Annotated in this window: 26 protein-coding genes; 3 read left to right on the forward strand and 23 right to left on the reverse strand. The window is 41.9% G+C overall.

Annotated elements, in window-relative coordinates:
* Positions 1 to 9: 9 nt before the first annotated feature.
* Positions 10 to 1,479 carry an acyl-CoA carboxylase subunit beta gene (locus tag MKY83_RS11365; RefSeq protein ID WP_065098366.1) on the reverse strand — a complete coding sequence of 490 codons (1,470 nt, stop codon included), beginning with the start codon at positions 1,477 to 1,479 and terminating at the stop codon, positions 10 to 12.
* Positions 1,466 to 1,888: a methylmalonyl-CoA epimerase gene (gene mce, locus MKY83_RS11370; RefSeq protein ID WP_044141020.1), complete on the reverse strand. Its 423-nt coding sequence runs from the start codon at positions 1,886 to 1,888 to the stop codon at positions 1,466 to 1,468. Before mce ends, MKY83_RS11365 begins: the two co-directional genes overlap by 14 nt.
* 114 nt (positions 1,889 to 2,002) lie before the next feature.
* On the opposite strand from mce, the gene MKY83_RS11375 reads away from it, so the two are divergent.
* Positions 2,003 to 2,083 (forward strand): hypothetical protein, encoded by an 81-nt coding sequence (locus MKY83_RS11375; RefSeq protein WP_257736823.1) that lies wholly within the window; start codon positions 2,003 to 2,005, stop codon positions 2,081 to 2,083.
* A gap of 38 nt (positions 2,084 to 2,121) precedes the next feature.
* On the opposite strand, the gene MKY83_RS11380 is transcribed toward MKY83_RS11375, so the two are convergent.
* The 6 genes from MKY83_RS11380 to MKY83_RS11405 form a co-directional block, all read right to left on the reverse strand.
* Positions 2,122 to 2,631 (reverse strand): L,D-transpeptidase, encoded by a 510-nt coding sequence (locus MKY83_RS11380; RefSeq protein WP_106065558.1) that lies wholly within the window; start codon positions 2,629 to 2,631, stop codon positions 2,122 to 2,124.
* Between the two features lie 52 nt (positions 2,632 to 2,683).
* On the reverse strand, positions 2,684 to 3,637 hold the full coding sequence (locus MKY83_RS11385; RefSeq protein ID WP_061408485.1) for an aromatic acid exporter family protein: 954 nt from the start codon (positions 3,635 to 3,637) through the stop codon (positions 2,684 to 2,686).
* 120 nt (positions 3,638 to 3,757) lie between these two features.
* The gene (locus tag MKY83_RS11390; protein WP_003215712.1) at positions 3,758 to 4,480 is read right to left on the reverse strand and encodes an amino acid ABC transporter ATP-binding protein; all 723 of its coding nucleotides are present in this window, start codon (positions 4,478 to 4,480) and stop codon (positions 3,758 to 3,760) included.
* The gene (locus MKY83_RS11395; protein ID WP_003215691.1) at positions 4,473 to 5,129 is read right to left on the reverse strand and encodes an amino acid ABC transporter permease; all 657 of its coding nucleotides are present in this window, start codon (positions 5,127 to 5,129) and stop codon (positions 4,473 to 4,475) included. The genes MKY83_RS11390 and MKY83_RS11395 overlap by 8 nt, the downstream gene beginning before the upstream one ends.
* A 126-nt stretch (positions 5,130 to 5,255) precedes the next feature.
* A complete protein-coding gene (locus MKY83_RS11400; RefSeq protein ID WP_065098369.1) occupies positions 5,256 to 6,023 on the reverse strand; it encodes a transporter substrate-binding domain-containing protein in 768 nt (255 codons plus the stop codon).
* A gap of 195 nt (positions 6,024 to 6,218) precedes the next feature.
* Positions 6,219 to 6,656 carry a BrxA/BrxB family bacilliredoxin gene (locus tag MKY83_RS11405; RefSeq protein ID WP_003215907.1) on the reverse strand — a complete coding sequence of 146 codons (438 nt, stop codon included), beginning with the start codon at positions 6,654 to 6,656 and terminating at the stop codon, positions 6,219 to 6,221.
* A gap of 169 nt (positions 6,657 to 6,825) precedes the next feature.
* Here MKY83_RS11405 and MKY83_RS11410 point away from each other — a divergent pair, with 169 nt between their 5' ends.
* A complete protein-coding gene (locus MKY83_RS11410; RefSeq protein ID WP_065098370.1) occupies positions 6,826 to 7,719 on the forward strand; it encodes a YegS/Rv2252/BmrU family lipid kinase in 894 nt (297 codons plus the stop codon).
* Between the two features lie 15 nt (positions 7,720 to 7,734).
* Here MKY83_RS11410 and MKY83_RS11415 read toward each other — a convergent pair whose 3' ends face one another.
* From MKY83_RS11415 to MKY83_RS11455, 9 genes are all read right to left on the reverse strand, one after another.
* On the reverse strand, positions 7,735 to 8,028 hold the full coding sequence (locus MKY83_RS11415) for a YesK-like family protein (RefSeq protein ID WP_050943788.1): 294 nt from the start codon (positions 8,026 to 8,028) through the stop codon (positions 7,735 to 7,737).
* Positions 8,029 to 8,093: 65 nt separating this feature from the next.
* Entirely contained in the window at positions 8,094 to 9,350 is a 1,257-nt protein-coding gene (locus MKY83_RS11420) for a dihydrolipoamide acetyltransferase family protein (protein ID WP_268507881.1), read from the reverse strand.
* A gap of 18 nt (positions 9,351 to 9,368) precedes the next feature.
* Entirely contained in the window at positions 9,369 to 10,352 is a 984-nt protein-coding gene (locus tag MKY83_RS11425) for an alpha-ketoacid dehydrogenase subunit beta (RefSeq protein ID WP_003215848.1), read from the reverse strand.
* A 12-nt stretch (positions 10,353 to 10,364) separates the two neighbouring features.
* Positions 10,365 to 11,357, reverse strand: a complete 993-nt coding sequence (locus tag MKY83_RS11430) for a thiamine pyrophosphate-dependent dehydrogenase E1 component subunit alpha (protein ID WP_003215622.1) — start codon at positions 11,355 to 11,357, stop codon at positions 10,365 to 10,367.
* A 17-nt stretch (positions 11,358 to 11,374) separates the two neighbouring features.
* Positions 11,375 to 12,799: a dihydrolipoyl dehydrogenase gene (gene lpdA / locus MKY83_RS11435; protein WP_065098374.1), complete on the reverse strand. Its 1,425-nt coding sequence runs from the start codon at positions 12,797 to 12,799 to the stop codon at positions 11,375 to 11,377.
* Positions 12,789 to 13,916 (reverse strand): butyrate kinase, encoded by a 1,128-nt coding sequence (gene buk / locus MKY83_RS11440; protein ID WP_106067129.1) that lies wholly within the window; start codon positions 13,914 to 13,916, stop codon positions 12,789 to 12,791. Before buk ends, lpdA begins: the two co-directional genes overlap by 11 nt.
* A gap of 27 nt (positions 13,917 to 13,943) precedes the next feature.
* Positions 13,944 to 15,038 (reverse strand): branched-chain amino acid dehydrogenase, encoded by a 1,095-nt coding sequence (gene bcd, locus MKY83_RS11445; protein ID WP_044141009.1) that lies wholly within the window; start codon positions 15,036 to 15,038, stop codon positions 13,944 to 13,946.
* A 25-nt stretch (positions 15,039 to 15,063) separates the two neighbouring features.
* The gene (gene yqiS / locus MKY83_RS11450; RefSeq protein ID WP_223252839.1) at positions 15,064 to 16,041 is read right to left on the reverse strand and encodes a phosphate butyryltransferase; all 978 of its coding nucleotides are present in this window, start codon (positions 16,039 to 16,041) and stop codon (positions 15,064 to 15,066) included.
* 42 nt (positions 16,042 to 16,083) lie between these two features.
* The gene (locus tag MKY83_RS11455) at positions 16,084 to 18,156 is read right to left on the reverse strand and encodes a sigma-54-dependent Fis family transcriptional regulator (RefSeq protein ID WP_342487368.1); all 2,073 of its coding nucleotides are present in this window, start codon (positions 18,154 to 18,156) and stop codon (positions 16,084 to 16,086) included.
* A 149-nt stretch (positions 18,157 to 18,305) separates the two neighbouring features.
* On the opposite strand from MKY83_RS11455, the gene MKY83_RS11460 reads away from it, so the two are divergent.
* Positions 18,306 to 18,542, forward strand: a complete 237-nt coding sequence (locus MKY83_RS11460) for a DUF2627 domain-containing protein (RefSeq protein ID WP_003215815.1) — start codon at positions 18,306 to 18,308, stop codon at positions 18,540 to 18,542.
* Positions 18,543 to 18,576: 34 nt separating this feature from the next.
* Here the strand turns inward: MKY83_RS11460 and MKY83_RS11465 are convergent, their stop codons facing one another.
* The 6 genes from MKY83_RS11465 to argR form a co-directional block, all read right to left on the reverse strand.
* On the reverse strand, positions 18,577 to 19,314 hold the full coding sequence (locus MKY83_RS11465; RefSeq protein ID WP_065098376.1) for a glycerophosphodiester phosphodiesterase: 738 nt from the start codon (positions 19,312 to 19,314) through the stop codon (positions 18,577 to 18,579).
* A 225-nt stretch (positions 19,315 to 19,539) separates the two neighbouring features.
* Positions 19,540 to 20,640, reverse strand: coding sequence for a Rap family tetratricopeptide repeat protein (locus MKY83_RS11470; protein WP_065098377.1), 1,101 nt, complete (start codon positions 20,638 to 20,640; stop codon positions 19,540 to 19,542).
* Between the two features lie 456 nt (positions 20,641 to 21,096).
* On the reverse strand, positions 21,097 to 21,900 hold the full coding sequence (gene spo0A, locus MKY83_RS11475) for a sporulation transcription factor Spo0A (protein WP_003215740.1): 804 nt from the start codon (positions 21,898 to 21,900) through the stop codon (positions 21,097 to 21,099).
* Between the two features lie 285 nt (positions 21,901 to 22,185).
* Positions 22,186 to 23,463, reverse strand: coding sequence for a SpoIVB peptidase (spoIVB, locus tag MKY83_RS11480; protein ID WP_003215755.1), 1,278 nt, complete (start codon positions 23,461 to 23,463; stop codon positions 22,186 to 22,188).
* Between the two features lie 198 nt (positions 23,464 to 23,661).
* Positions 23,662 to 25,398, reverse strand: a complete 1,737-nt coding sequence (recN, locus tag MKY83_RS11485; protein ID WP_113767410.1) for a DNA repair protein RecN — start codon at positions 25,396 to 25,398, stop codon at positions 23,662 to 23,664.
* A gap of 33 nt (positions 25,399 to 25,431) precedes the next feature.
* Positions 25,432 to 25,881 carry a transcriptional regulator ArgR gene (gene argR, locus MKY83_RS11490; protein WP_065098379.1) on the reverse strand — a complete coding sequence of 150 codons (450 nt, stop codon included), beginning with the start codon at positions 25,879 to 25,881 and terminating at the stop codon, positions 25,432 to 25,434.
* Positions 25,882 to 25,901: the final 20 nt, after the last annotated feature.

The following is a 25,901-nucleotide window of genomic DNA, read 5'->3' on the forward strand; positions in this document are numbered from 1 at the left end:
CTCCTCCTCTTATAGCGGCATGTTGCCATGCTTTTTTAACGGTCTATCTTCTTCCTTCCTGCGAAGCAAATCAAATGAGCGAATCAATCGCTCTCTCGTTTCAGCCGGCATGAAAATATCGTCTATTAGCCCTGCCTGAGCTGCTTTTAATACACTTGGCTCCATCTCAATCTCGCGGGAAGCAGGATGAACGATTTCGTCTGCGAACATTTTCCCCATGACATCAATTTCTGCCGCTGGCCATGCATAAACAAAGTCAGCGCCTAAGCCCTTGCTATTCATTGCGACATACGCACCGCCATACGCCTTTCTTAAAATCACCGTGATTTTTGGAACGGTCGCTTCAGCGTACGCATATAAAAGCTTTGCGCCGTGACGGATAATTCCCGCATGCTCGGCTTTTTCCCCTGGTAAAAAACCAGGGACGTCTACAAGTGTTAAGAGCGGAATATGAAACGCATCGCAAAATCGAATAAACCTGGCCGCTTTATCAGCAGCGTCAAGGTCAAGACTTCCTGCCAGCACCTTTGGCTGATTGGCAACTATACCAATTGAAGCCCTTTGTAATTTGGCAAACCCTGTAACGATATTTTTTGAGAAACAAGGCTGCGTCTCAAAGAATGAGTCTGAATCGATGATCGCTGTCACCACTTGTTTGACGTCATAGGTGCGTGATGGATCCTTCGGCAAGATGTCGCCTGGATCAGCTGCGTCTTGCTTACTCGTTTCAGCGTCCATGACAGTCTGTTGTTTCGTTGGTATGTACGTTAAAAGTGTTCGAACCGCTTTTAACACGTCTTTCTCATCTTTGCCAGTATAGTGCACATTCCCGCTTGTCTGATGCTGAACACTTGCACCGCCAAGACGGTCAGGACAGACCGTTTCTCCTGTTGCCTTTTCTATGACTTTCGGACCTGTTAAAAACATATGAGCTGTCTGTTCTGTCATGAACACAAAATCAGTCAAGGCAGGAGAATAGACTGCTCCTCCAGCACAAGAGCCTAAAATAACGGATATTTGCGGGATTTGACCAGAGTACAGCACATTCCGTTTAAAAATCTGTCCGTATCCTTCTAATGATACCACACCCTCTTGAATTCTCGCACCACCTGAGTCTTTTAGACCGATGACCGGCATCTGATTTTTAGCTGCGAGATCCATTAGAGAAGCAATTTTTTTGGCATGTATTTCGCCTAAAGAGCCTCCATGCACTGTTGCATCTTGTGCATAAACACATACCGGCTTTCCATGAATGAGTCCAGTTCCAGTAACGACGCCATCACCGACATGCTCTGACATGCGGCCTGTTGCAAATCCTTGAATTTCCATGAAACTGCCCCCGTCAAGAAGTTCATGCAACCGCTGACGAACGGTTAGTTTCCCTTTGTTCCGGTGCGCAGCTGCACGTTTCACGCCGCCGCCCATGAATGCTTTTTCGCGCCATTTAGCCAAGTCATTGAACGATTCATTCATTGCCATGTTCCTCTCCTTTCAAGGGCTCGCACAATTCGAATAACACACCGGACGTTTCTTTCGGTGAAATAAAAGCAATCCGCTTCCCGCTCGCGCCTATCTGTGCTGATTGTTGGAGAAGCTCCACGCCAAGATGATCAAGACGGTTAAGGTCCGCCTGTATGTCACCTGACTTTAGCGCAATATGATGGAGTCCCTCTCCTCTTTTTGTTAAAAAGGTATGTAGTTTGCTGCTGCCGGACATCGGTTCAATTAATTCAATGTGCACATGATCAAGTGAAACGAAGGACGCTTTAATCTCCTGCTCAGGAATCTCTTGTATGTCTGAAAAATGCCAGTTAAACAGCTGTTGAAGAATTCGAGATGTGTTTTTTATAGAAAAGACCGCAATGGCAATATGGTCGATTTGATTCATCCGTTCACTTCCTTTGTTGATCACTTGTCGCATTTGAAAAAACGAGCTAGAATAAAGAAAGGTGCGTTCGTCGCAAAAAATCTTCGATTATAGGGGTGCGATATGTCTCAGAAAATGATGAAATTCATGGTATTGCTCATGATTAGCCTGTTGCTAATATCTTCGCTTTTAGCAGGAGCCGCAACCTTTTTATAAGGTTTCAATAAAAGCAGACAAGCAGGTGATTCGTTCAATCAACGAATGGCCTGTTTGTCTTTGGCAAGCTTTTCAAATGAATCGGTTGATGTTGTAATCCAAACTTTTGTCCCAACCGGAAGCTGGTCAAATAGAAGCTCTACATCTTGATTATGCAGTCTCACACAGCCTGCCGTGATAAATTTCCCTATCGATGTTTCGTCACTCGTCCCATGAATTCCGTATATTCTGCCATCTGTTCCTCGTGCATCAAATCCAATCCATCTTCTGCCAAGAGGGTTATTCTTCGCACCGCCTTCAATATTCTTTTTTCTGTAATAGGGATCTTTCGCTTTGATCATAATGGTAAATTCCCCTTCTGGCGTTAAATCTGAAGTTTTCCCTGTAGAAGCAGGATATATTTTTTGGATTTGTCCTTGATCAATATAGGCAAGTTCATTGGTTTGTTTATTAATAATGACATAAGGGTCTCCTGGAAGCGGGTTTTGTCCGAGCGGCCAGATAGGTGAAAGGGACATGGTCAATACGGTATAAAATAAAAGACGCATAGGCTCCTCCTTTTTCATTAGATTGACCAATGAAGGAGGAACTCATGCGTCTCTATTCTTTCATCCCTTTAAAATAGCTTTTCAGTACTAAATATTGTTCCATTTCTCCGAGGAAATGAAACAGTGCAGCTCTTGCTTCAAACTCTTCTCTTGTTTGCGGCAGCGGGAGCTTATCGAACTCTTCTTTCATATCAATGAGGCGCCTTAAAAACTTATGCGCCGTGTTCCCTGGGTGAATATGTTCGCGTAAGTCTCTAATGTATTCTGCAATGATTTGTCCATGCTCTGTTGTAATGGAAATGGATGTGATCTTCGGAAGCACACGCTCGATGATTTCGAATTGCTTTTGCCTCATATTGAAATAATGATAATACAGGTTTTCATGTCTTAAGACATGGTTTTCAACATCACGATATGCAAGAGCTTTTGCTTCTTTAATCAATTGATGTGTCTCTGGTATTTCTTTGCCTGTCCAGTCTTGTTTCCCTGTCATTAAGTATTGTTCGATTTCCTCAAAAATTTTTGCAAAGTTGGCTTCAATCTGTTCGCTGTAGCGTTTAAGCTTTTTATCGACACTTGGCATATACAGGTTCATGATAAGTGCCACGCCAACACCAATCGTAATCAGCAGCAGCTCATTCCAAATGAGGTGAAGGGTAATCCCGCCCGACATGTATAAATGGAGGATGATGACTGAACTTGTGACAATCCCTTCTTTAATGCGGAGCAATACGGTTGTCGGAATAAAGACAAGCAGCATCAGACCAATCACAAAAGGATGATACCCAATCAGATCGAAAAATAGATAAGAAAATAAAATGGCAAGACTGCATGCGGCAAAGCGGGCACCTGATGCAAGAAGCGACCGTTTCTTTGTCACCTGAATACACAGAATCGTAATAATCCCGGCAGCGGAATAATTTTGAAGGCCAAGCAGTTGCGCAATATAAATGGCGATCGCTGTTCCTAATGCTGTTTTCAGCGTTCGGTAGCCGATTTTAAACATGATGTGAGTCACTCTTTTCTGTCTTGTTTCTATTCACTTATTGTGAAATGATGAACTTTTTTACTTTCCCCATTATAATCAAAAAAAGAAGGAGATGTTAAGTCTCCCTCTCTTTTTTCTTTATAATATTTTTTGTAAGAAGTCTTTCGCGCGCTGTGACGAAGGCGATTCAAAGAATTGCACAGGGTTTGCATCCTCTACAATTTTCCCATCGTCCATAAAGATCACGCGGTCAGCCACTTCTTTTGCAAAGCCCATTTCATGTGTGACGATCACAAGTGTCATTCCAGATTGAGCCAGCTCTTTCATGACCTCTAGCACTTCCTTGACCATTTCTGGATCTAGTGCAGACGTTGGTTCGTCAAACAGCATGATGTCTGGTGTCATCGCAAGCGCACGTGCAATTGCGACACGCTGTTTTTGACCACCTGACAAGCGGTTCGGAAAATCATCTTTTTTCTCTAAAAGCCCTACCTTTTTCAGCAGATCTTCAGCTTGTTTGATGCTGTCTTCCTTCGATTGATTCTTCACATTCATTGGCGCATATGTGATATTTTCCAGCACCGTTTTATGCGGGAACAGGTGAAAATGCTGAAACACCATTCCGATGTTCTCACGCACTTTGAGTGCATTGGTTTTTGGGTTTGTGATTTCGGTATCCTGAATCGTAATAACACCAGAAGTCGGCTTTTCAAGCAAGTTGATGCAGCGAAGAAACGTCGATTTTCCTGAACCAGATGGTCCAATGACTGCGACAACTTCTCCTTCTTTAATAGTGGTGTCGATCCCTTTTAATACTTCATTTTTGCCAAAAGATTTTGTGAGTTTCTCTATGTTAATCATTTGATTTTAACTTCCTTTCCACCGATTTGCCGACAAAGGTGAGAACAAGCACGATGACATAATAGATGAGACCCGCAAAAATAAGCGGTTCAAGATAATTATACGTGACGGCACCTGCTTGATAGGCTCGTCTCATGACATCTCCCAGTCCAATGACTGTCACAATAGCTGATTCTTTTGTCAGTGTAATCGTTTCGTTCACAAGTGCAGGTGAAATATTTTTAAATGCCTGCGGAAGCAATAAGTCCTTCATCATTTTAGCATAAGGGATGCCTAAAGCAACGGCTGCTTCTTTTTGACCTTTATCAATGGCATTAATACCAGCACGAATAATTTCAGATACGTAAGCCGCAGAGTTTAGTGAAAATGCCGCTACAGCAGCCCAGTATTGATCGATTTGAAACCCGAGAAGCTGAGGCAGACCGAAATAAATAATGAGCAATTGAAGCACAAGCGGTGTGCCTCTGAAGATGGATGTATAAAAATCTGCAAGCCAAATGAGCGGCTTAAATACACTAATTTTGCAAAGCGTTAATAAAATCCCTAAAATAAATCCAAGAAAAAGTGATACCACTACAATAGAAAGTGTGACCTTAAGCCCTTCTAAAATAAAGGGCATCTGAGGTATTACATCTTTAAAATCTAACATGACAGTCTCCTTTTTTATGCCTTCATACGAAATCAAATAATAAAACAGGAAAAAAGTTCAACATGAGTTGAACTTTTCAGCGCTTTCTACTGAATTTTCATGAATGACGCTGATCCTTTTCCTGACTTATTTTTCATCAGCAAACCATTTTTTAATTAATTTATCAAGTTCGCCATTGTCTTGCATTTCTTTTAATGATTTATTAAATTTAGCTGTTAAGTCGCTATTTTTCTTGAATGCAATGGCTGAACCATTATTTGTTGACCCACTAAGGTCAAAAGCCTGAAAGTCTTTCTCTTTCTTTAAATAGCCCGCTGCTACTTTATCTTCAATAATAGCTGCATCAAAACGGCCTGCTTTGATCTCTTGAATGATATCAGAGATTTTATTACGGTCTTCCACTTTTAAGTTATATTTCTTTTGCAAACCGTTTGCTTCATCTTGCTGGATTGAACCTAATTGAACGCCGACTGTTTTATCTTTTAAGTCTTTCTCTGTTTTCATTCCGCTAGATTTCTTTGAGACAACTAAGTTTTTAGCATTGTAATAAACATCAGAGAAGTCTACTTGTTTTTTACGCTTTTCATCTGGTGTCATTCCTGCTAGGACAATATCAGCTTTGTTTGTTTTAAGGGCGGATACAAGGCTTGCGAAATCCATATCTTGAATTTCTAGCTTGTAGCCGTTCTTTTTCGCTAGTGCTGTTGCAAGATCGACATCAAAACCGACAATTTTATCTCCGTCTTTTGATTCAAATGGCGGATAATCTGCTGATGTCGCCATAACGAGTGTTTTGTCATCTCCTGATGCGTTTGAATTATTAGAAGAAGTTCCGCAAGCTGCGAGTGCAGCTGCAAGACCAGCTGTCATAAGTAATAATAACCACTTTTTCATAAGATAATGCCTCCCAGTATTTAAAATCATGTATTGTTTTGAATATTTATTCACTATAATGTATTTTAAACACTTTCTTTTTAAGATGCAATAGTATTTTGCTAAAATTATTTTGATTCAATGGTCTTATAAAACAAAAAGCAGACCGATCTAAAGACCGGACTGCTTTATATGTCATCATTCAAACGTCACATGTTAAATTTCTTTGCAATGCTCATCGAATGCAGCTTGAAGCTTTGACACGACTTCCATTGGTTCGTGCCCTTCAATTTCATGACGTTCGACCATTTTAATGATCTTTCCATCTTTTAATAATGCAAAGGATGGTGAAGATGGCGGGAAGCCTTCAAAATATTCACGGGCTCTTGCCGTTGCCTCTTTGTCTTGTCCAGCAAACACTGTCAGCAATTGATCTGGACGCTTATCATAATGAACAGAATAGCCTGCAGCTGGTCTTGCAATACCGCCAGCACATCCGCATACTGAATTCACCATCACAAGTGCCGTGCCTTCTTTAGACAGGGCTTCATCCACTTCTTCAGCTGATGTAAGCTCATTATAGCCAGCCTGTTTGATCTCTTCTCTCGCTTGTTTCACAATATCATTCATAAATAAATTAAAATCAATATTCATTGTCCGTCCACTCCTTTAGCATGCCAAAACCATTTTAACAACATCATATCAAGGAAAACGCCTGCGGGCAAATGTGTTGTCTTTTCATTCCACACTTTTCTGAACATCGTTTATACGCCGCGAAATTGGGGAAAAGTGATGATAAAGAGATGAAAGGGAGAACTGCGTGATGGCACAATTCAAAAAAGCGATGCTCATTTATAATGGAAATGCTGGACAAAAAAACATGGAAAAAGTTCTCGGACAAACAGTACCTCTTCTTTCTCTACATATTGATGAACTCATTCTTAAACCAACAAAGCAGCCAAATGATGCTTATGAATTCTGTCGCACAATTGATGAGACGATAGAATTGCTGATCATATTAGGCGGAGATGGAACCGTGCATGAATGCATGAATGGCATCGGTGGTTTAGAAAAAAGGCCAGCTGTAGCGATATTACCAGGCGGGACATGCAATGACTTTTCTAGAACGCTTGGTATTCCGCAACAAATGCAGAAAGCCGCTCAAATGATTGTAGACGGCGTAGAAAAAAAGGTCGACTTAATCAAAGCAGGAGATCGATACTTGTTAAACTTTTGGGGAATCGGGCTGATTGCAGACACATCCAACAATATTAATGACAAGGAAAAAGCTGTACTCGGCAAAATCAGCTACTTCACAAGTGCCCTCCGCACCTTACAGCAAACAGATCCTTTTCATGTACGAATTGAAACAGAGGAGGAGACCTGGGAAGAAGAAGCCGTCATCGTTCTTGTCATGAATGGACATTTCATCGGGACAAATAAAATTGATTTGCCGAGTGCAACGATTGATGATGGGAAAGCAGAAATCTTAATTTGCAGAAATACGAGTTTCTCTGCTCTAAAAGAAATCTTTTCTATGAACCGGGAAGAGCTGGAGGATTTCACCGGAGACCTCTCCCTCATTCAAGCATCCAATATTCAGATCCACACAAAAGAGGAAATGGATGCTGATACAGATGGCGAAGTGTACATGACAGCCCCAGCTTCTTTAGAAGTGTTAAAACAACATTTGACCTTTATTGTTCCAGCAAAATAAAGAAAACGCCCGAGATTATTCTTTTTCGGGCGTTTTTTTGATATAGCGTCTGTATAAATATTCAAGCGCATAGCCAAGCAGCGTCCCGGCAAGAAGAGAAATTCCTAAGAGGCTATTCGCTGCTCCTTTAAATCCACCGACAATCAGCAAGCAATACAAAACTTGAATAATTGAAACGATTGATATGATCAGTAGTAATCTTTCAGGATGGTTGCGTGATTTAGAAATATATCGAAGAAAAGCGAACGCAATTGCTGTGATAAACATGAGTCCAATCGTTAAAAACGCAAAAAAGTCTAGTCCAGACATACCATCGCTCCTTTCTCATCATGTGGAAATCCCCCTCTCCTTAGCGGGAGGGGGACATTCTTGTTTTAGTAAACTGATGTCTGCTCGTCAATGCCTTCAAGGATTTGTTTAATCCGTTGAAGGAATCTGCCGCATACAAGACCATCAAGAACTCTGTGATCTAATGAGAGACAAAGGTTGACCATGTCTCTTGCTGCAATCATACCATTTACAATCATTGGACGCTTCACGATCGATTCTACTTGTAAAATCGCCGCTTGCGGATAATTAATGATTCCCATAGATTGTACAGAACCAAATGATCCCGTGTTGTTTACAGTAAAGGTGCCACCTTCCATGTCACTTTGCTTCAGCGTACCTTGTCTCACCTTGGAAGCAAGCTCATGAATTTCCTTGGCGATGCCTTTAATCGTTTTTTCATCTGCATCCTTAATGACTGGAACAAAAAGAGCGTCATCAGTCGCAACAGCAATCGAGACATTGATCGCTTTCTTTTGCACAATTTTATCTCCAGCCCACATGCTGTTCATTTCTGGGAATTCCTTTAAGCCCTGAGCCACTGCTTTGACAAAGAACGCAAAGAATGTCAAATTAAAGCCTTCTTTTGCTTTAAATTGGTCCTTGAGCTGATTTCTTCTAGTCACAAGGTTTGTCACATCAACTTCCATCATCGTCCATGCATGCGGAATTTCATGTTTGCTTCTCAGCATATTTGCCGCAATCGCCTGCCTGATTGGCGTGACTGGCAGTTCAACATCACCAGGCATTGTAGAGATGGAAGGCGCCGCTTTTGATTTTGATGGCTGCACAGGCTCTGGCTTGACCGCCTGTTCAGTGACAGGTGCTGTCTTCTCTTGTACGCCGCCCTTTTCAATGAGCTGAAGTAAATCTTTTCTTGTGATTCGTCCGCCTGCTCCCGTTCCTTGCACTGCCGCTAAATCAATGCTGTGCTCATCTGCTAAACGAAGGACTGCTGGAGAGTAGCGTTTCTTTTGACTTTGATTCTCTTTTGTTTGATCTGCTTCAGGTGCTTCACTTTGCTCAGGTGCGGCTTCTTCTTTCGCACTTTGCTGCGAGCTGCCTTCTACTTCAATTTCACAGAACACTTCTCCTACTTGCAGTGTATCGCCTTCTTCAGCTGATAGCTTTGTTATCGTTCCTGTAAAAGATGACGGGACTTCTGCGTTCACTTTATCCGTCATGACTTCCGCAATTGGATCGTATTTATTCACATGATCGCCAGGTGAAACGAGCCATTTGCTGATGGTTCCTTCTGTTACACTTTCACCTAACTGAGGCATTTTCATTTGTTCAATTGCCACTTGAAACCCTCCTCTTTCTTAAAACGCCGCTAGCTCTCTCATTTCAGCTTCTACCTTATCTGGGTTGACCATGAAGAATTTTTCCATCGTCGGTGCATAAGGCATTGCCGGAATTTCTGGTCCGGCTAGACGTTTGATTGGTGCGTCTAAATCAAATAAGCAATGCTCTGATATGATCGCCGCTACCTCACTCATGATGCTGCCTTCTTTTGTATCTTCCGTTAGAAGAAGCACTTTGCCTGTTTTTGATGCCGCTTCAATAATGGCTTCCTGATCAAGCGGGTACACTGTTCTCAAATCGAGAATATGCGCAGAAATGCCGTCTTTCGCAAGGCGGTCTGCTGCTTGCAATGCAAAATGGACGCAGAGGCCATATGTAATGACCGTGATATCATCGCCTTCACGTTTCACATCTGCTTTTCCAATAGGAAGTGTGTAATCCTCTTCAGGTACTTCTCCTTTAATCAGACGGTAGGCACGTTTGTGTTCAAAGAACAATACAGGATCTGGATCACGCACCGCAGCTTTTAAAAGACCTTTTACATCATAAGGCGTAGAAGGCATGACAATCTTCAAACCAGGCTGGTTGGCAAAAATCGCTTCAACTGATTGTGAATGATAAAGCGCCCCGTGAACTCCGCCCCCATAAGGTGCGCGGATGACCATTGGACAGCTCCAATCGTTATTTGAGCGGTATCTAATTTTCGCAGCCTCTGAAATGATTTGGTTAATAGCAGGCATGATAAAATCCGCAAATTGCATCTCAGCAATTGGGCGCATTCCATACATCGCTGCTCCAATCCCTACACCAGCAATGGCTGATTCTGCAAGAGGTGTATCCATGACGCGCGCTTCTCCGAATTGCTCATAAAGACCCGCTGTCGCTTTAAATACGCCGCCCTTTTTCCCGACATCCTCTCCGAGCACAAACACTTTCGGATCTCGCTCCATTTCTTCTTTCATCGCCAGTGTAATGGCGTCTATATATGACATAACAGGCATTTTTCTTCCCCCTTACTCCGCATACACGTAACGAAGTGCGCTTTCAGCATCAGCATAAGCAGCGTTTTCCGCTTCATCAGTGGCTTCGTTTACGATTTGCATGATTTCTTTTGTCATCTCTTCTTTCATTTCTGAAGTCATGATGTTTCCTTCGGTTAAATACGTTTCATATTGGATGAGCGGATCTTTCTTTCTCGCTTCGAGCACTTCTTCTTTTTCTCGATAGCTTGAATCATCGTCATCACTTGAATGCGCAGTTAAACGGTAAGAGATCGTTTCAATCAACGTTGGTCCTTCGCCTTTTGCTGCACGGTCTCTCGCTTCTTTGACAGCGGCATATACTTCAAGCGGATCATTGCCATCAACGGTTACGCCAGGCATTCCGTATCCAATCGCACGATCTGAAATGCGTTCACATGCTACTTGTTTGTCATACGGTACGGAAATCGCGTACTTATTGTTTTCACACATGAAAATAACAGGCAGCTTATGCACAGCAGCAAAGTTAGCGCCTTCGTGGAAATCACCTTGGTTTGAAGAGCCCTCACCGAACGTGACAAAGCTGACAAAGTTTTTCTGATCTAGACGTCCAGCAAGTGCGATGCCAACTGCATGAGGAACCTGCGTTGTAACAGGTGAAGATCCTGTCACAATTCGATTTGATTTCTGTCCAAAATGCCCTGGCATCTGTCTTCCGCCTGAGCTTGGATCGTCTTGTTTTGCGAAACCTGACATCATTAAATCTTTTGCTGTCATCCCAAATGCGAGGACAACCCCCATATCACGGTAGTAAGGCAAGACGTAATCCTCTTCTCTATTGAGAGCGAAAGCAGCACCGACTTGCTGCGCTTCCTGCCCTTGACAAGAAATGACGAATGGAATTTTACCAGAACGGTTTAAAAGCCACATCCGTTCATCAATTTTTCTTGCTAGAAGCATTGTTCTGTATATATCAATTGCTTGTTCATCTGATAATCCTAATTCATGATGACGCATGTTACTCATCTTATTTCCCTCCTTGATTAAAAATGGATCGCTTTCCCGTCAACAGCAAGGGCAGCCTCGCCAATCGCCTCTGATAAGGTTGGGTGCGGGTGAATTGTTTGCCCGACTTCCCACGGCGTTGCATCAAGTACTTTGGCTAATCCAGCTTCAGATATCATATCTGTGACATGAGGACCAATCATATGAATCCCTAAAATATCATCTGTCTTTTGATCAGCAATGATTTTGACGAATCCATCTGACTCCCCGTACACAAGTGCTTTTCCGATCGCCATAAATGGAAATTTCCCCATTTTGACTTCGAAGCCTTGCTCTTTTGCCGCCTGTTCAGTGAGTCCAACACTAGCGGTTTCTGGGTGAGAATAAACACATTTAGATACGAGCGTTTCATCGAGCGGCTTCGGATCTTTCCCAGCCATATGCTCCACAGCAATCATGCCTTCGTGTGAAGCCACATGTGCCAGCTGAAGCCCGCCAATGACATCTCCTATTGCATAAATATGCGATTCTTTCGTTTGATAATGTTCATTCACAACAATGCCTTGTTTTTCTGTTTGGATGTCCGTGTTTTCAAGACCAATGCCTTCAATATTTGGTACTCTGCCGACTGATAGAAGAAGTTTTTCCGCTTCAAACGTCTGAATGTCTCCATCCTTTTCTGCTTGAATCGTCACGAGATTCTCCTGCTTTTTGACGGTATCTGGCAGTACTTTCGCATTTGTCACAAAGGTGATGCCTTTTTTAGATAAAAACTTTTCCATTTCTTTGGAAATGTCATGATCCTCTGTTGGCAATATTCGGTCTGCAAATTCAATCACTGTCACCTTCACACCAAAATCATTGAGCATGGAAGCCCACTCGATTCCGATTACCCCGCCGCCGACAATGAGCATCGACTGCGGAAGCTCTGGCAGTTCTAGTGCATCATCTGATGTTAGAATATGCGTCCCATCTGCTTCAAGTCCAGGCAGCACACGCGGTCTTGAACCTGTCGCAACGATGACCTGCTTTGGAATGAGCATCTCATTTTCATCTCCATTTGCCATTTCTACGGAGATGGTTCCTGGCATTGGCGAAAAGATAGATGGACCAAGAATACGGCCGATCCCTTCATAAACATCAATTTTCCCTTGTTTCATTAAATGTTTGACGCCGCCTGCTAGTTTCTCTACAATCTCTGCTTTTCTTTTCTGCACATTGGCAAACTGCAAGGCGATGCCGTTTGCCTCAACGCCAAAATCAGCAGCACGTTTGACGGTTTGATAGACTTCAGCACTTCTAAGCAGCGCTTTAGACGGAATGCATCCTTTATGGAGACAAGTACCGCCAAGCTTTTCTTTTTCTACAACTGCTGTTTTCAATCCAAGCTGTGAGGCACGGATGGCCGCTACGTAGCCGCCTGTGCCTCCACCAAGAATGACGAGGTCATATTCAGTTGCCATGACTTGTCACTCCTTTCTTCATCCGTTGATCATTTGGGTATTCTTTCGGAGATTCTTCTTCTTTTAAAATACGAAGTGCACCTTCTGCTAAGGATTGCAGTTCATTTTCACCTGGATACACGACAACATCTGAAATCCAGTCAATGTGACCTCTAATACTTGATGTAATTTGTTTGCTGTACGCTAGTCCGCCTGTTAACACAATGACGTCAACTGCGCCTTTTAAGACAGCACTAGCCGCACCGATTTCCTTGGCAATTTGATAGCACATCGCTTCATAAATCAGCGCCGCCCGTTCATCGCCTGCTTCAATCATGCGCTCAACTTTCACAGCATCTGTCGTACCAAGGTAGCCCGCAAGACCACCCTCACCAATAATGCGTTTCAGCATTTCCTCTTGGCTGTACTCACCAGAAAAGCAAAGATTGACGAGGTCACCTGTTGGCAAGGTCCCCGCTCGCTCTGGGCTGAAAGGTCCTTCGCCATGCAGTCCGTTATTGACATCAATGACTTTACCTTTTTCATGGACACCAATGGTGATGCCGCCGCCCATATGTGTAATAATCATGTTCAAATCTTCGTAGCGCTTCCCAAAAGATGCAGCTGTTTTTCTTGCGACTGCTTTTTGGTTTAATGCATGGAAGATGCTTTTTCTTTCAATCGTTGGCAGCCCTGAAATACGAGCAATTGGTTTTAGCTCATCCACTACAACTGGATCGACAATAAAAGCTGGGATGTTCAAACCAAGTGCAATTTCTCGTGCAATGATACCGCCGAGATTTGATGCATGCTGGCCAGCATATCCTTCTTTCAGGTCTTGCACCATTTGCTCATTGACTTCATATGTGCCACCTTCAATCGGACGAAGAAGACCGCCGCGCGCACAAACTGCATCAAACTTTGAGATGTTCATTCCTTGTTCATGCAGCGTCTTCAGGATTGTTTCTTGACGAAATGAAAACTGATCAATGATATGAGGGAATTGCTTTAATTCCTCATCTGTATGTCTGAGTGTCGTTTCAAAAATAGATCGTTCATTGTGAAACACACCAATTTTTGTTGAAGTAGAGCCAGGATTAATTGTGAGAATACGCCATTCTTTTGTCAGCAAAAACAAAACCTCCGTTTCAACTCATTCTTCAAATTAGCGACGACTTAAAATATGTTGGCCATTTTGCAGGAATTGACTTCTTGATTTGCGCATTCTTTCAATTCGCTCCTCCGCCAATCGGTCTGCCGCTTTATAAGTTGGAATGGCATCACGGTTTGAAATTTCAATCACGCGTTCAATGTTTTGGTAAATACCTTCTACCTTTTTCATCGCACGATCTGCATTATAGCCATAAAGCTCATCAGCAACGTTAATCACGCCGCCTGCATTGATCACATAATCAGGTGCATACACAATGCCCATTTCATGAATCAGATCGCCGTGATGCGTTTCTCTCAGCTGGTTATTCGCTGCACCTGCGATAACCTTTGCTTTCAGCTTAGGAATCGTTACATCATTAATCGTTGCACCAAGTGCACAAGGGGCATAAATATCACATGCTTGATCATAAATATCGTCAGGATCTACAGCTTTTGCGCCAAAGTCTTCTACAGCTCGTTTTACAGAGTCTTTGTTGATATCTGTGACAATCAGCTGTGCGCCTTCTTCGTTCAGATGTTTACACAAATTGTAGGCCACATTCCCAACACCTTGGACAGCAATCGTTTTCCCTTCTAGTGAATCGGTACCGAATGCAGCTTTGGCAGCGGCTTTCATCCCTTTATATACACCGTAAGCCGTAACAGGAGACGGGTTTCCGGATGAACCAAATGCAGGAGAAATACCTGTCACAAAGTCTGTTTCTTCATGAATCAGATCCATATCTTCTACCGTTGTACCGACATCCTCCGCTGTGATATAGCGGCCATTTAATCCTTGTATGTAGCGGCCAAACGCACGGAACATTTCTTCATTTTTATCTTTTCTCGGGTCACCGATGATGACTGTTTTCCCGCCGCCAAGATTCAGGCCTGCTGCTGCGTTTTTATAAGTCATCCCTCTCGCTAGACGAAGTGCATCTTCGATTGCTGCTTCTTCGTTTTCATACGTCCACATTCTTGTCCCGCCTAGTGCTGGGCCAAGTGTTGTATCATGAATGGCAATAATCGCTTTTAAGCCAGATTGTTCATCCTGACAAAATACAAGCTGCTCATAATCGTATCGTTCCATATATTTAAAAAGTTCCATTGTTTATTCCTCCTATGACTTTCGCTTAATTTGATGTACAGATGGCAAGTGCAATTGAATAAAGCTTACTTTCAGCTGTATCCGACCGGCTTGTTAAAGCAATCGGTGCCTTCGCTCCTGCCACCACAGCTCCCACCTTTGCATGTGCAAAGTAGATGAGAGATTTATAAAGAATGTTCCCTGCTTCAATTGTTGGTACAAGCAAAATATCTGCATGACCGGCGACATCACTCGTAATATTTTTATGAGAAGCTGCTGTTTGAGAAATGGCATTGTCTAAAGCAAGTGGCCCGTCAATGAGGCATCCAGAAATTTGACCTCGCCTATTCATTTGCGCCAAGCTTGCCGCTGTCAAAGTGGAATCCATTGCCGGGTTCACGACCTCTACCGCAGATAACACGGCCACCTTTGGCATGTCGTTTCCGACAGCTTGCGCTACTTGAACAGCATTGATCGTAATCTCTTTGAACATGTTTAAATCGGGCGCGATGTTCATCGCAGAATCCGTGACATAAATAAAACGATCAAATCCCGGCACTTCGAATGCCGCGACATGTGATAGTACACTTGCCGTCCGCAACCCGTACTCTTTATTTAGCACCGCTTTTAAAAGAACGGCTGTCGTGACATGCCCCTTCATCAATATATCTGCATGCTTCTCACTCACTGCCTGCACAGCAATTTTGGCTGATTCTTCAGGAGAATCCGAATGAATAATATCTATCCAGTCTTCATTGATCTCATGGTGTTTCACCAGCTCCTTCAGGTTGCGTTTGTTTCCAACCAGCAGGAAGCGAGCGACCTTTCGTTCAATTGCCATCTTGATGGCATGAAGCACTTCTTCGTCTTCTGCATGAGCCACAGCAGCAGTTTTATTCTGCAGCTGGGCGGCTTTCATAATCAGATCGTCAAGCTTCATATATGCCCACCTTTCCTTATGCTCGGGTTCATGGTTTTCATATGCAAGTTCTATGCCAGCTTGAAACGCAGCGAAATAAGGCATTTCACATGAAATATATGCAACTTTTTGCAGGTAACGTGCATTTTATTGCATGCTATCTTTTGCAAGTTGATATTTATCCATTTTATAGTAAAGATTTCGAATGCTAATCCCTAACGTTTTCGCTGTTTTCGTGCGGTTGAATTGATGCTTTTCAAGGGTTTGTTTAATCAGCTGCGCTTCAAACGCTTCAACAGCATCCGAAAGTGTTTCTCCCTCAAATTGACTGACAGCCAGTTCGTGCTGCTCTTTTTCTTCCTGCTCTTCTGATTCCATGAAGGAAATATGATTTTCATCGATCCATTCTTCTTGCGGATTCAAAAAGATCATGGCTCGTCCAAGGACATTTTCCAGTTCTCTTACGTTCCCAGGCCAGCTGTAGGATCGAAGTCTATCGAGCGCACCTTCCGTTAAGCCGCTCACATTTCGACCATAGTCTAAATTAATTTTCTGAATAAGGCGTTTGCTCAAGGAATCAATATCTTCAAGTCGCTGCCTTAGTGGCGGAATCGAAATCGGATATCTGTTCATCCGATAATATAAGTCCTCTCTAAACTTTCCTTCCGCCATCGCTTTTTCAATATTGACATTTGTTGCGGTAATCACACGCACGTCAACAGGTATCGCTTTTGTTCCGCCTACTCTAACAATTTCTTTCTCCTGCATCACGCGTAATAATTTCGCTTGTGTACTTGGCGTCATTTCACCAATTTCATCTAAAAAGATACTGCCGTGATTCGCCTCTTCAAACAGCCCTTTCTTCCCGCCGCGCCTTGCACCAGAAAATGCGCCTTCCTCGTAGCCAAAAAGCTCTGACTCTAAGAGGGATTCTGATAAGGCCGCACAGTTGACTCTTACGAAGCGATTATATTTCCGGTCACTTTCATTGTGTATAGCGTGCGCAAATAGCTCTTTCCCAGTACCTGATTCTCCCCTGAGTAAAATAGTGGCTGGTGTTTTAGCCCCTAGCTTTGCCTGCTCAAGCGCCACAAGCATTTGCTCACTTTCTCCAATAATGTCTTCAAAAGTGTACTTTGCCTCAAGTGTCCGGATGAGCTGTCTTGCTTTATTTAATTCATTCGTGAGTGATTGAATTTCTGATACGTCATGAATGACGCCGACACTGCCTTTTAAAATACCATCAACGATCACTGGCGCTACGTTGACGATCACATCCTTCTTATTAGGTCCGACTTTCATTCTGACGCCTCGAACCGGCCTTCTTGTTTCAAGCACCTTCAAATGCATGCTTTCCCCTTCAGAAATATCCGCACCCGCAGGCTTGCCCACAACCTCTTTGTCTGTTAATCCCGTCATTTTCGTATAAGCTCTGTTAATTAAAATTCCTTTCCCCTGCTCATCTACGACGGATATCGCTTCATCTGATGATTGAATGATAGCCTCGAGCATCGTGCGCACTTCTTTGAGGTTTGTGACTTCTTCTGCAAGCTCCACTGCATCTGTAATATCTTTAAAAATGGATAGAGCGCCTAGCATTCTTCCTGCGTCATCAATAATCGGCAAACGTGTTGTGACAATTTGTATTTGCTGATTCAGAAATTGTTTTTGATGAAATTCCGGCTCCCTCGACCTTAAAATATCGGGGAGTTTTGTATTCGGGATCACTTCACGTATGTGCTGACCAATCGCATCTTTTTGCGAACGTCCAACCATTTTGGCAGCCGATCGATTAAACAGAACGATTTCTTCATCCATATTAATAAAAATCATGCCATCGTTCGTTGCATTAAAAATGCGGTCATGTTTATAGGTTTGTTCTTTTAATATTTGAATGAGCTGATGCTTTTCTGACATTAATTCTGATATGACGTATGCCATTGAACTTGGAACAATCACAGACTGCTCTGTTTTTTCTTCTATCAGTTCTTTGAGCACAGCTGAACTGCCCGTTGTTTCAATGATGATATCAATGTCATCTTTTATGTATTCTTTCCAATCCGTTGTCGTATCAATTCCATTCTTTTTCGCTTCTACCATCCCCGGTGCCCCAAGATCAAGGTCGGCGATTGCAACGATTTGAATCATATTTGTTTTCAGCAGTGTTTCAAGCAATGCTGATCCACCCTGTCCTGCACCGACAATCAAGACTCTCTGCATCCCGTTACCCCTTTATATGAAAAAATTTGCACACCATATTTTTCCGTTGCAAAAAATTGCACAACTCTTATATTACCACGTTTTCCTTTCTTGACAAAATATTTTTTGAATTAGACAATGGAAGTAAATGACGTTTAAGGGGACATTTGATGGGGAGAATACTTGCATTAGTGATTATTTTAATACCTGGCGCGCTTGCTGCACTTGGGATTAAGCTGCTGCGTGACACTGTTTTCGGTATCATCATTGCACCATTTCCATTTTTATGGCTGCAAGGAATTGCAGGGTTGGTTTTTTTAGGGGGAGGTCTTTACGTAGTCGCTGGCTTTATTTTATATCGAGACCGCAAACGAAATAAAGTGACCACCCGCTTTAAACAGAGATAAACATGAAAAAAGACCCGCTATTGATCGCAGGTCTTTATTTCATTTCTTCTCTTATTTTGACGGCTCTATCAGGGAAATCAGTGAAAATTCCATCGACACCTAAGGAAAACATGTTTTTCATTTGTTTTTCACTGTTTACTGTAAATGGCCTGATGACTTGCTGGGCGGCATGGAGAGCCGATACAACTTCTTTTGTTACCCCTGCGCCCTTTATATTCGGATGATAACCTCTTGCAGGTACTGTTTTTATGTACATCTCTGGCTGATGAATGACATCCATTGTGAGAACAGCAAGCTCAACATGGGGCATCAGCTTGTGAAAAAGAGCTAAACTGCCGTGATGAAACGATGAGACAAGTACACGATCTTCTATTTGAAAGTGTTCAATTTGCTTCTTTACTTTCTCTTCAATACCAGGATATCGATAAATGGAGTTTTTCAGTTCAATATTGATGATGAGTGATGATTGCTGCGTCACGAGCTCCAATACTTCCTCCAAAAGAGGAATGGATACAGCACCGGTTTCTTCATAAAAAGAATGACTCGCATCTCCTGCTTTTAACTCTTCATATGTATAGTCTTTCACTAAGCCTTTCATATTCGTTGTTCTGTTCAGCTTCTCATCGTGAATGACAGCAAGCCTGCCATCTTTCGTCAGCTGAACATCCAGCTCAATTCCGTCAGCTCCAGAATGGAGTGCATGCTCAAAGGCTATCATGGTATTTTCAGGGTAGATTCCTTTAAAACCTCTGTGTGCAAAAATTTTCGTCATATGTCACCTCTAAGTATGATGCTTCCTTTCATTATGACGTGTCTCTTTTCATTTTTCCAGTTTGAGCACATAAAAAAACCTCTTCTGATTAGTACGAAGAGGTTCTGTATAAATTCGATCACGTAATCGCTCTGATGGCTTGCTCTGTCGTCCCTGCGTCAAGAGCAAAAAGGGAAGAAACAACTGCGACTGCTGTAACGACGGTTAAACCTAACAACAACTTTTTCATAAGATAACCTCCACTTTCTTTTGAAGTATTTGTGCATCGAATTTCTTTTCAAGAAAACGAATGGCATTTTGATAGTCATTTCGTTCCTTGAAGTATTTCGATATTTGTTCAGACAAATCCTCAAGCTCCACATATAATCTATTTTTTTCTATGTAGTCTAATTTTTCAGAGAATACGTCTGCTGCTCCACTATTTTCGCACATTAAATCTAAAATTTCAAATTTTACTATATATTCATTATTTTGGATATCACAACTATACTGAATGCCCTCTTTAATATATTCCTTCGCCTCTTGATTTCCTAGATGAACCAAGGCATTTGCCAGAACATATAAAGATTGGATGTAATAATGGCTATTGTCACGGTGCATTTGAATGCCCATCCCTTTTTTGGCATATTGTGCGCTTTTTTCGTAATCATGCTTCGCATAATAAAGAACGGCTAAATTGTGATAGCATTTCCCAATCAGCACTTCATTGTTAATGCGTTTACTTTTCTCAAGTGCTTCTTGGTATTTTTCCTCCGCTTCGTCAAATTGGATCAAATCGATACAATTACTTGCATGTAAAATCAAGCTGTCAATCGCCTGCGCTGTATACTCTTCATGCGCTTTGAACGTATCGATGGCTTTTTTGATATGATTAATGGATATGAAGTTTTGTTTCAGTTCGTAATAGATTGAAGCAACCTTATGATGAAAAGTTCCTACTTCAAGGTCCTCATTCACACGTTTTAGGCGTTGTTCTGCAATTTTGTAAAAGCTGATGGCTTCATCATACTTTTTCACATATGCAGCATATTGGCCTTTGTAAAAGTAAAAATAAAAATTAATAATGTCATCTGCTTTCTCATCAAGCGTTCCGACACTCTTCATAATGTGATTGGCTTTTTCAATATTTCCAAGTAACATTTCATGTCGGCCATTAACAAGCTGATAATAAAGGAGAACTTCGCGGTCTTCATCTGTATTTTTTAGCAAATTCTGAATTTTCTCTTTATAGATAGCAGATTTTTCTAGGTCATTTTGAGAAATGACCCTCGTCCACTTGCTAATTTCGTTCGCTACCTCAGCAGAGTGGATTTTCAGCTTTCCCATAACCTCACCCTCTTCTTTTCATTATTATAGCATAGTAAAAGAATGTGAAAATTATTAAATTCGACAATGGGAATATTCAGTTCAAATGGCACAATCTCTAAGAAGCCAGTGACTTTAAAACGCCAACCAATCAGGTCAATAGAAATAGAACTTTCGATCTCATTTGCTTTATTTACCAAATCCATCAGACCTTTTCCTCTCATCCTTTTTCTTACGAATGAGCGTTTCCTTCTTCTATTTTGAAGACCAAACAATTGATTGGCGTAGCTGATTACCACTAATTTATGTCATACCCATTTCTTTCATGCTTTATTTTTCATTTTATTCTGAAAATAAATCAAGCTGAGTTGTCCAAATGAGACAATAAGATGATTGTATCAATACAACCAATTTTTTACAATATTTTTCAAAATAAAAAAACGCCTCTTTGAAGAAACGTTTTTTTATGAAAATGAACTAGCTTGCCCTATGCTCTAGGCGCAGACGATCAGCCACCATTGCGATAAATTCAGAATTGGTTGGTTTTGCTTTAGACATGCTGACTGTATAACCAAAAAGTGAGGAAATGGAATCGATGTTTCCTCTGCTCCAAGCCACTTCAATCGCATGACGAATCGCTCGTTCTACTCTGCTCGCGGTCGTGTTAAATTTCTTCGCGATGTCTGGATACAACACTTTTGTGATGCTTCCGAGAAGCTCGATGTCATTGTACACCATTGAAATGGCTTCTCTTAAGTATAAGTAACCTTTAATATGAGCCGGGACGCCAATCTCATGAATAATCGTTGTAATGCTCGCATCTAAGTTTCTGCGTTTCGGTTCAGGTTTGTTTCGAAGGACACTGTTTTGGATAGATGAAGATCGATGGGTGACTTGTGTGCCGTTTCCACTGACTTGACGAATATGACCAACTAGGTTTTCCATATCAAATGGCTTTAAGATGAAATAAGATGCGCCCAAATCAACTGCTTTTTTCGTGACATCTTCTTGTCCAAACGCCGTTAGCATAATCACACTTGGTTGTTTGGTCATGTCATTGTTTTCACGGAGGCGTTCCAGTACAGCAAGGCCATCTAAATGAGGCATGATAATATCTAAGAGGAGAACGTCGGGCTCTTTATCTTTAAATAATGTCAGACATTCCTGGCCATTATACGCCACGCCAAGCACTTCCATATCTTCCTGTCCCTCAATATACTCTGTCAAAAGGCCAACAAGCTCTCGATTGTCATCAGCTACACACACTTTAATTTTCTCCACGTTCTTTCCTCCCCAATGTCGATTCCTTTAGTCTTTTGTATTTCTCTTCTGAGTGTTCAATTCGACAAAACCATGCTATCCCCTTTAAAAAACTTTAATTTTCCGAATAATAGAGCATTATCTAGCTTTTTCTACGTTTTTCTTAACGAATCGACGATTATTGCAATTTGACAACATACCATTTTCCATTTTGTCGAAAAATCTCTTTTTCCTTATTTTATAACATGATGGCAGAGAAAGAAAGGGTAGAAAAAAACTGCCGGAAGATTCGCGGCAGTTTGATGATCAGCTTGCTTTTTTGTTTTTTTGATAAAGATCGATGCCTGCTTCTGACAGCATCCATTCAATGTGTACGCCGTAGCCGCTTGTCGGGTCATTGACGAAAACGTGCGTGACCGCCCCGATGACTTTTCCGTTTTGGATGATAGGGCTTCCGCTCATACCTTGGACGATACCGCCCGTTTTACTTAAAAGACGCTCATCTGTTACCTTCAATACCATCCCTTTTGTTGCCGGGAATTTCTGCGGAGTCGTGCTGACGATTTTAATATCAAACTTTTCCACTTTATCATGATCCACAACGGTTAAAATTTCTGCTGGACCTTCTTTTACTTCATTTGATAAAGCAACTGGAAGTGGTTTGTCTGATACATGATTTTCAAGCTTTTCAGTTAACGTACCAAAGATACCAAATGGGCTGTTGCGGGAGATATCCCCGATCGTTTTTCGTTCGGAAGAGAATCTCGCCAATTTTTCTCCAGGATTGCCACCTGTGCCTTTTTCAATCGATGTTACGGTTGATCTGACAATTTCACCATTGTCGACAACAATTGGTTTTTTTGTATCCATGTCAGAAATAACATGCCCTAGGGCACCATATTTTTTAGAAGATGGTTCAAAGAAGGTCATCGTGCCGATTCCTGCTGCGGAATCTCGAATGTAAAGACCAATTCGATAGGTGCCTTCACTTGCATCTTTTGCGGGTGTTAATGTTGTTTGAAAGGTTTTATGGTCTCTTTTTATGAGTAAACGAAGCGTTTCACCTGTTTTCCCTGCTTTCTGGATAAATGGGGTGAGGTCATTCATTTTCTCCATCTTTTGACCATTGATTTCAATGATCATATCCCCTGATTGAATGCCTGCGGCTTCGCCTGGTGATTTTTTGCCGTCTGCTGTTGTGATTTGATGAAAACCTACAACGAGAACTCCTACAGAGTGGAGCTTGACGCCAATGGATTGTCCTCCAGGAACGACTTTTAATTCAGGGAGAACGTCGACTTTTGTTTTCTTAATAGGGAATCCTTTAAAATCATAAACAATTTCGGCTTTTCCCGCCTTTTGTCCTGTTACTTCAAGCTGATTCTTTTTCTCTGAAAGACTAAAGGCTTGTGAAGAAGCATTGGCTGACGCTTCTATTGATGTGTCAATTGAGTGCTTCTGTTTTTCAAATACAGCAACATTAGTTGGAATGCTGATGTATTCCTTCACTATGCTCATAAACCCTGTACTTATTAAAGAAACAAGGAGAATCACACCAATGGCTTTTCTCATCTTTTCGGGCATTCATTTTTCACTCTCCTCGCTCCTTACCCACACCAGAACACTCATGTTTTGGCTACATCTTTACTTTTGCCTTCTTCGCTTTGATTTATAACCGGCAGCTATAGAAAATGATTGGATAAATTGATAAAAGAAAAAGACGATTTCGTGGGTATATACAGCGATTTTGACACAATATAAAAAAGGCAGCTGATTTTTCAGCTACCCTGTTGTTTTGACATCATTTGCTTGATGCAGCAATTCTTTTGCGTGCTGTTTTGTCAGCTCAGTGACTTCCACACCCGCAATCATCCTGCCAATTTCACTCACTTTTTCTTCATGATTTAATGGTTTGACGCTTGTCAGTGTTCTGCCTGCTTTAGAGCGTTTAGAAATGAAGAGGTGCGTGTCAGCCATTGCTGCTACTTGCGGGAGGTGCGTAATGCAGAGCACTTGTGAGCCAGCCGCCACTTTGTAAATTTTTTCGGCAATCGCCTGTGCAACTCTGCCGCTTACGCCCGTATCGACCTCATCGAAAATAATGGAAGTGACTTCTTGTTTGGCTGAGAAGATACTTTTCACGGCGAGCATAACACGTGAAATTTCTCCACCCGAGGCAACTTTTGATAAAGATTTCATCGGTTCGCCAGGATTAGTAGAAATCACAAATTGAGCTTGGTCGATTCCGTTTTTTCCAAGCTGGACGGGCTTTCCATCTAGTAGCGGATTATCCGTGCTGCTAAAAGGCGCATACCGAATGGAAAAGGATGTATCAAACGTTGACTTCTCCATATACAAATCCTTTAGTTCTGTTTGAATTTGCTTCGCTAGCTTTTTGGCCCATTTTTTACGAAGCTCCGAAACGTTAAGTGCTTCAAGCAGAGCGTCACGGCTCATTGCATCCAGTTTGTTTTTAAGCGTCTGCAGGTGACTATCTCGATTTTGAATTTGATCGATTTCTTCTTCAATCTTAGCCGCATACTCCAAAATTTCCTCAACCGTTGTCCCGTACTTTCGTTTTAACTGCTTCATTTCATTCAGCCTAGACTCAATAAAATCAAGTCGTGCTGGGTCGAACTCTAATTGATCCAGCATGCTTCGCATTTGGAACGTCGAATCCTCTAATAAATAGTAAGAGTTCGACACTTGTTCGGATAGCTTTTTCAGATCGTCGTTGATCTCAGAAACCTGCTCGAGCTCGCTTGATGACATGCCAACCCAATCAAGTCCCCCCTGCTCATTGCGCAAGGCATTATAGGCGTTTTGGAGTGAGGAAAAGATTTTTTCGTAGTTGCTGATCTGGTGGCGCTCTTCTTGAAGCTTCTCATCTTCTCCCGGCTCTAATTGTGCCGCTTCAATCTCTTCTAGCTGAAATTGCAGTAAATCTAACCGGTGCACCATTTCCTGCTCATTCTCAGAGAGCTGTTTTAGCTTTTGGGCTGTCTTTGTATATTGCTCATATGCTTCTTGATACTGTGACAAAGCAGGTGCAATTTCTTCTGCTCCAAATTGATCGAGTAAATGCAGATGATTTTCATCCTCCATCAATAACTGGTTATCGTGCTGTCCATGTATATCGAGCAAAAGGCGTCCTACTTCGCGTAAAAGTGAGATTGTAACGAGCTTGCCATTGATACGGCAAATGCTTTTCCCGTTATTGTTAATATCACGGCGAAGAATCATCATTTCATCCGTTGCGTCAATTCCCTGCTCTTCGCATAAAGCAAATACAGGATGGTCAGCTGCTGGCACAAGAAAAAGCCCCTCCAGCTCAGCCTTTTTCTCACCATAACGAACAAATTCAGACGACCCTCTACCTCCCACAAGAAGTGAGACAGCGTCAATCATGATAGATTTCCCTGCACCTGTTTCCCCTGTTAGGACTGTGAGTCCTTTTTCAAATGAAACCGTTAACTCTTCAATGATTGCAAAGTTTTTAATGGTTAGTTCTGCTAACACTCATTTGACACCTCTTTTTGTAAACCTGATTCTTTATAGAAGCTCTAAAATTTTGCTTGAAACTGTTTCCGTATCATCTATTGTGCGGCAAATGATCAAAATGGTGTCATCTCCGCAAATGGTTCCCATGATTTCTTCCCAATCTAAATTATCCATTAAAGCCCCAATCGCCTGTGCATTACCCGGCATGGTTTTGAGGACAATTAAATGACTGGCAGCATCCATTTTAATAAATGCATCCATTAAGGATCGCTTTAGTTTAGACAGCGGATTAAACCGCTGATCCGCAGGAAGGCTGTATTTATATGTTCCATTGTTCGTTGGCACTTTCACTAAATGCAATTCTTTAATATCTCTTGAAACGGTCGCTTGTGTAATGTTATATCCATCGGCTTTTAAAATATCGACTAGTTCATCTTGTGTTTCAATCTCTTGGCTCGCGATGATTTCTCTAATCTTGATATGCCTTTGACCTTTAGTCATTTTTGACCCCCCTAGGCGTT

This window comes from Bacillus sp. FSL M8-0266, assembly GCF_038613425.1.
Lineage (GTDB): Bacteria > Bacillota > Bacilli > Bacillales > Bacillaceae > Bacillus > Bacillus pumilus.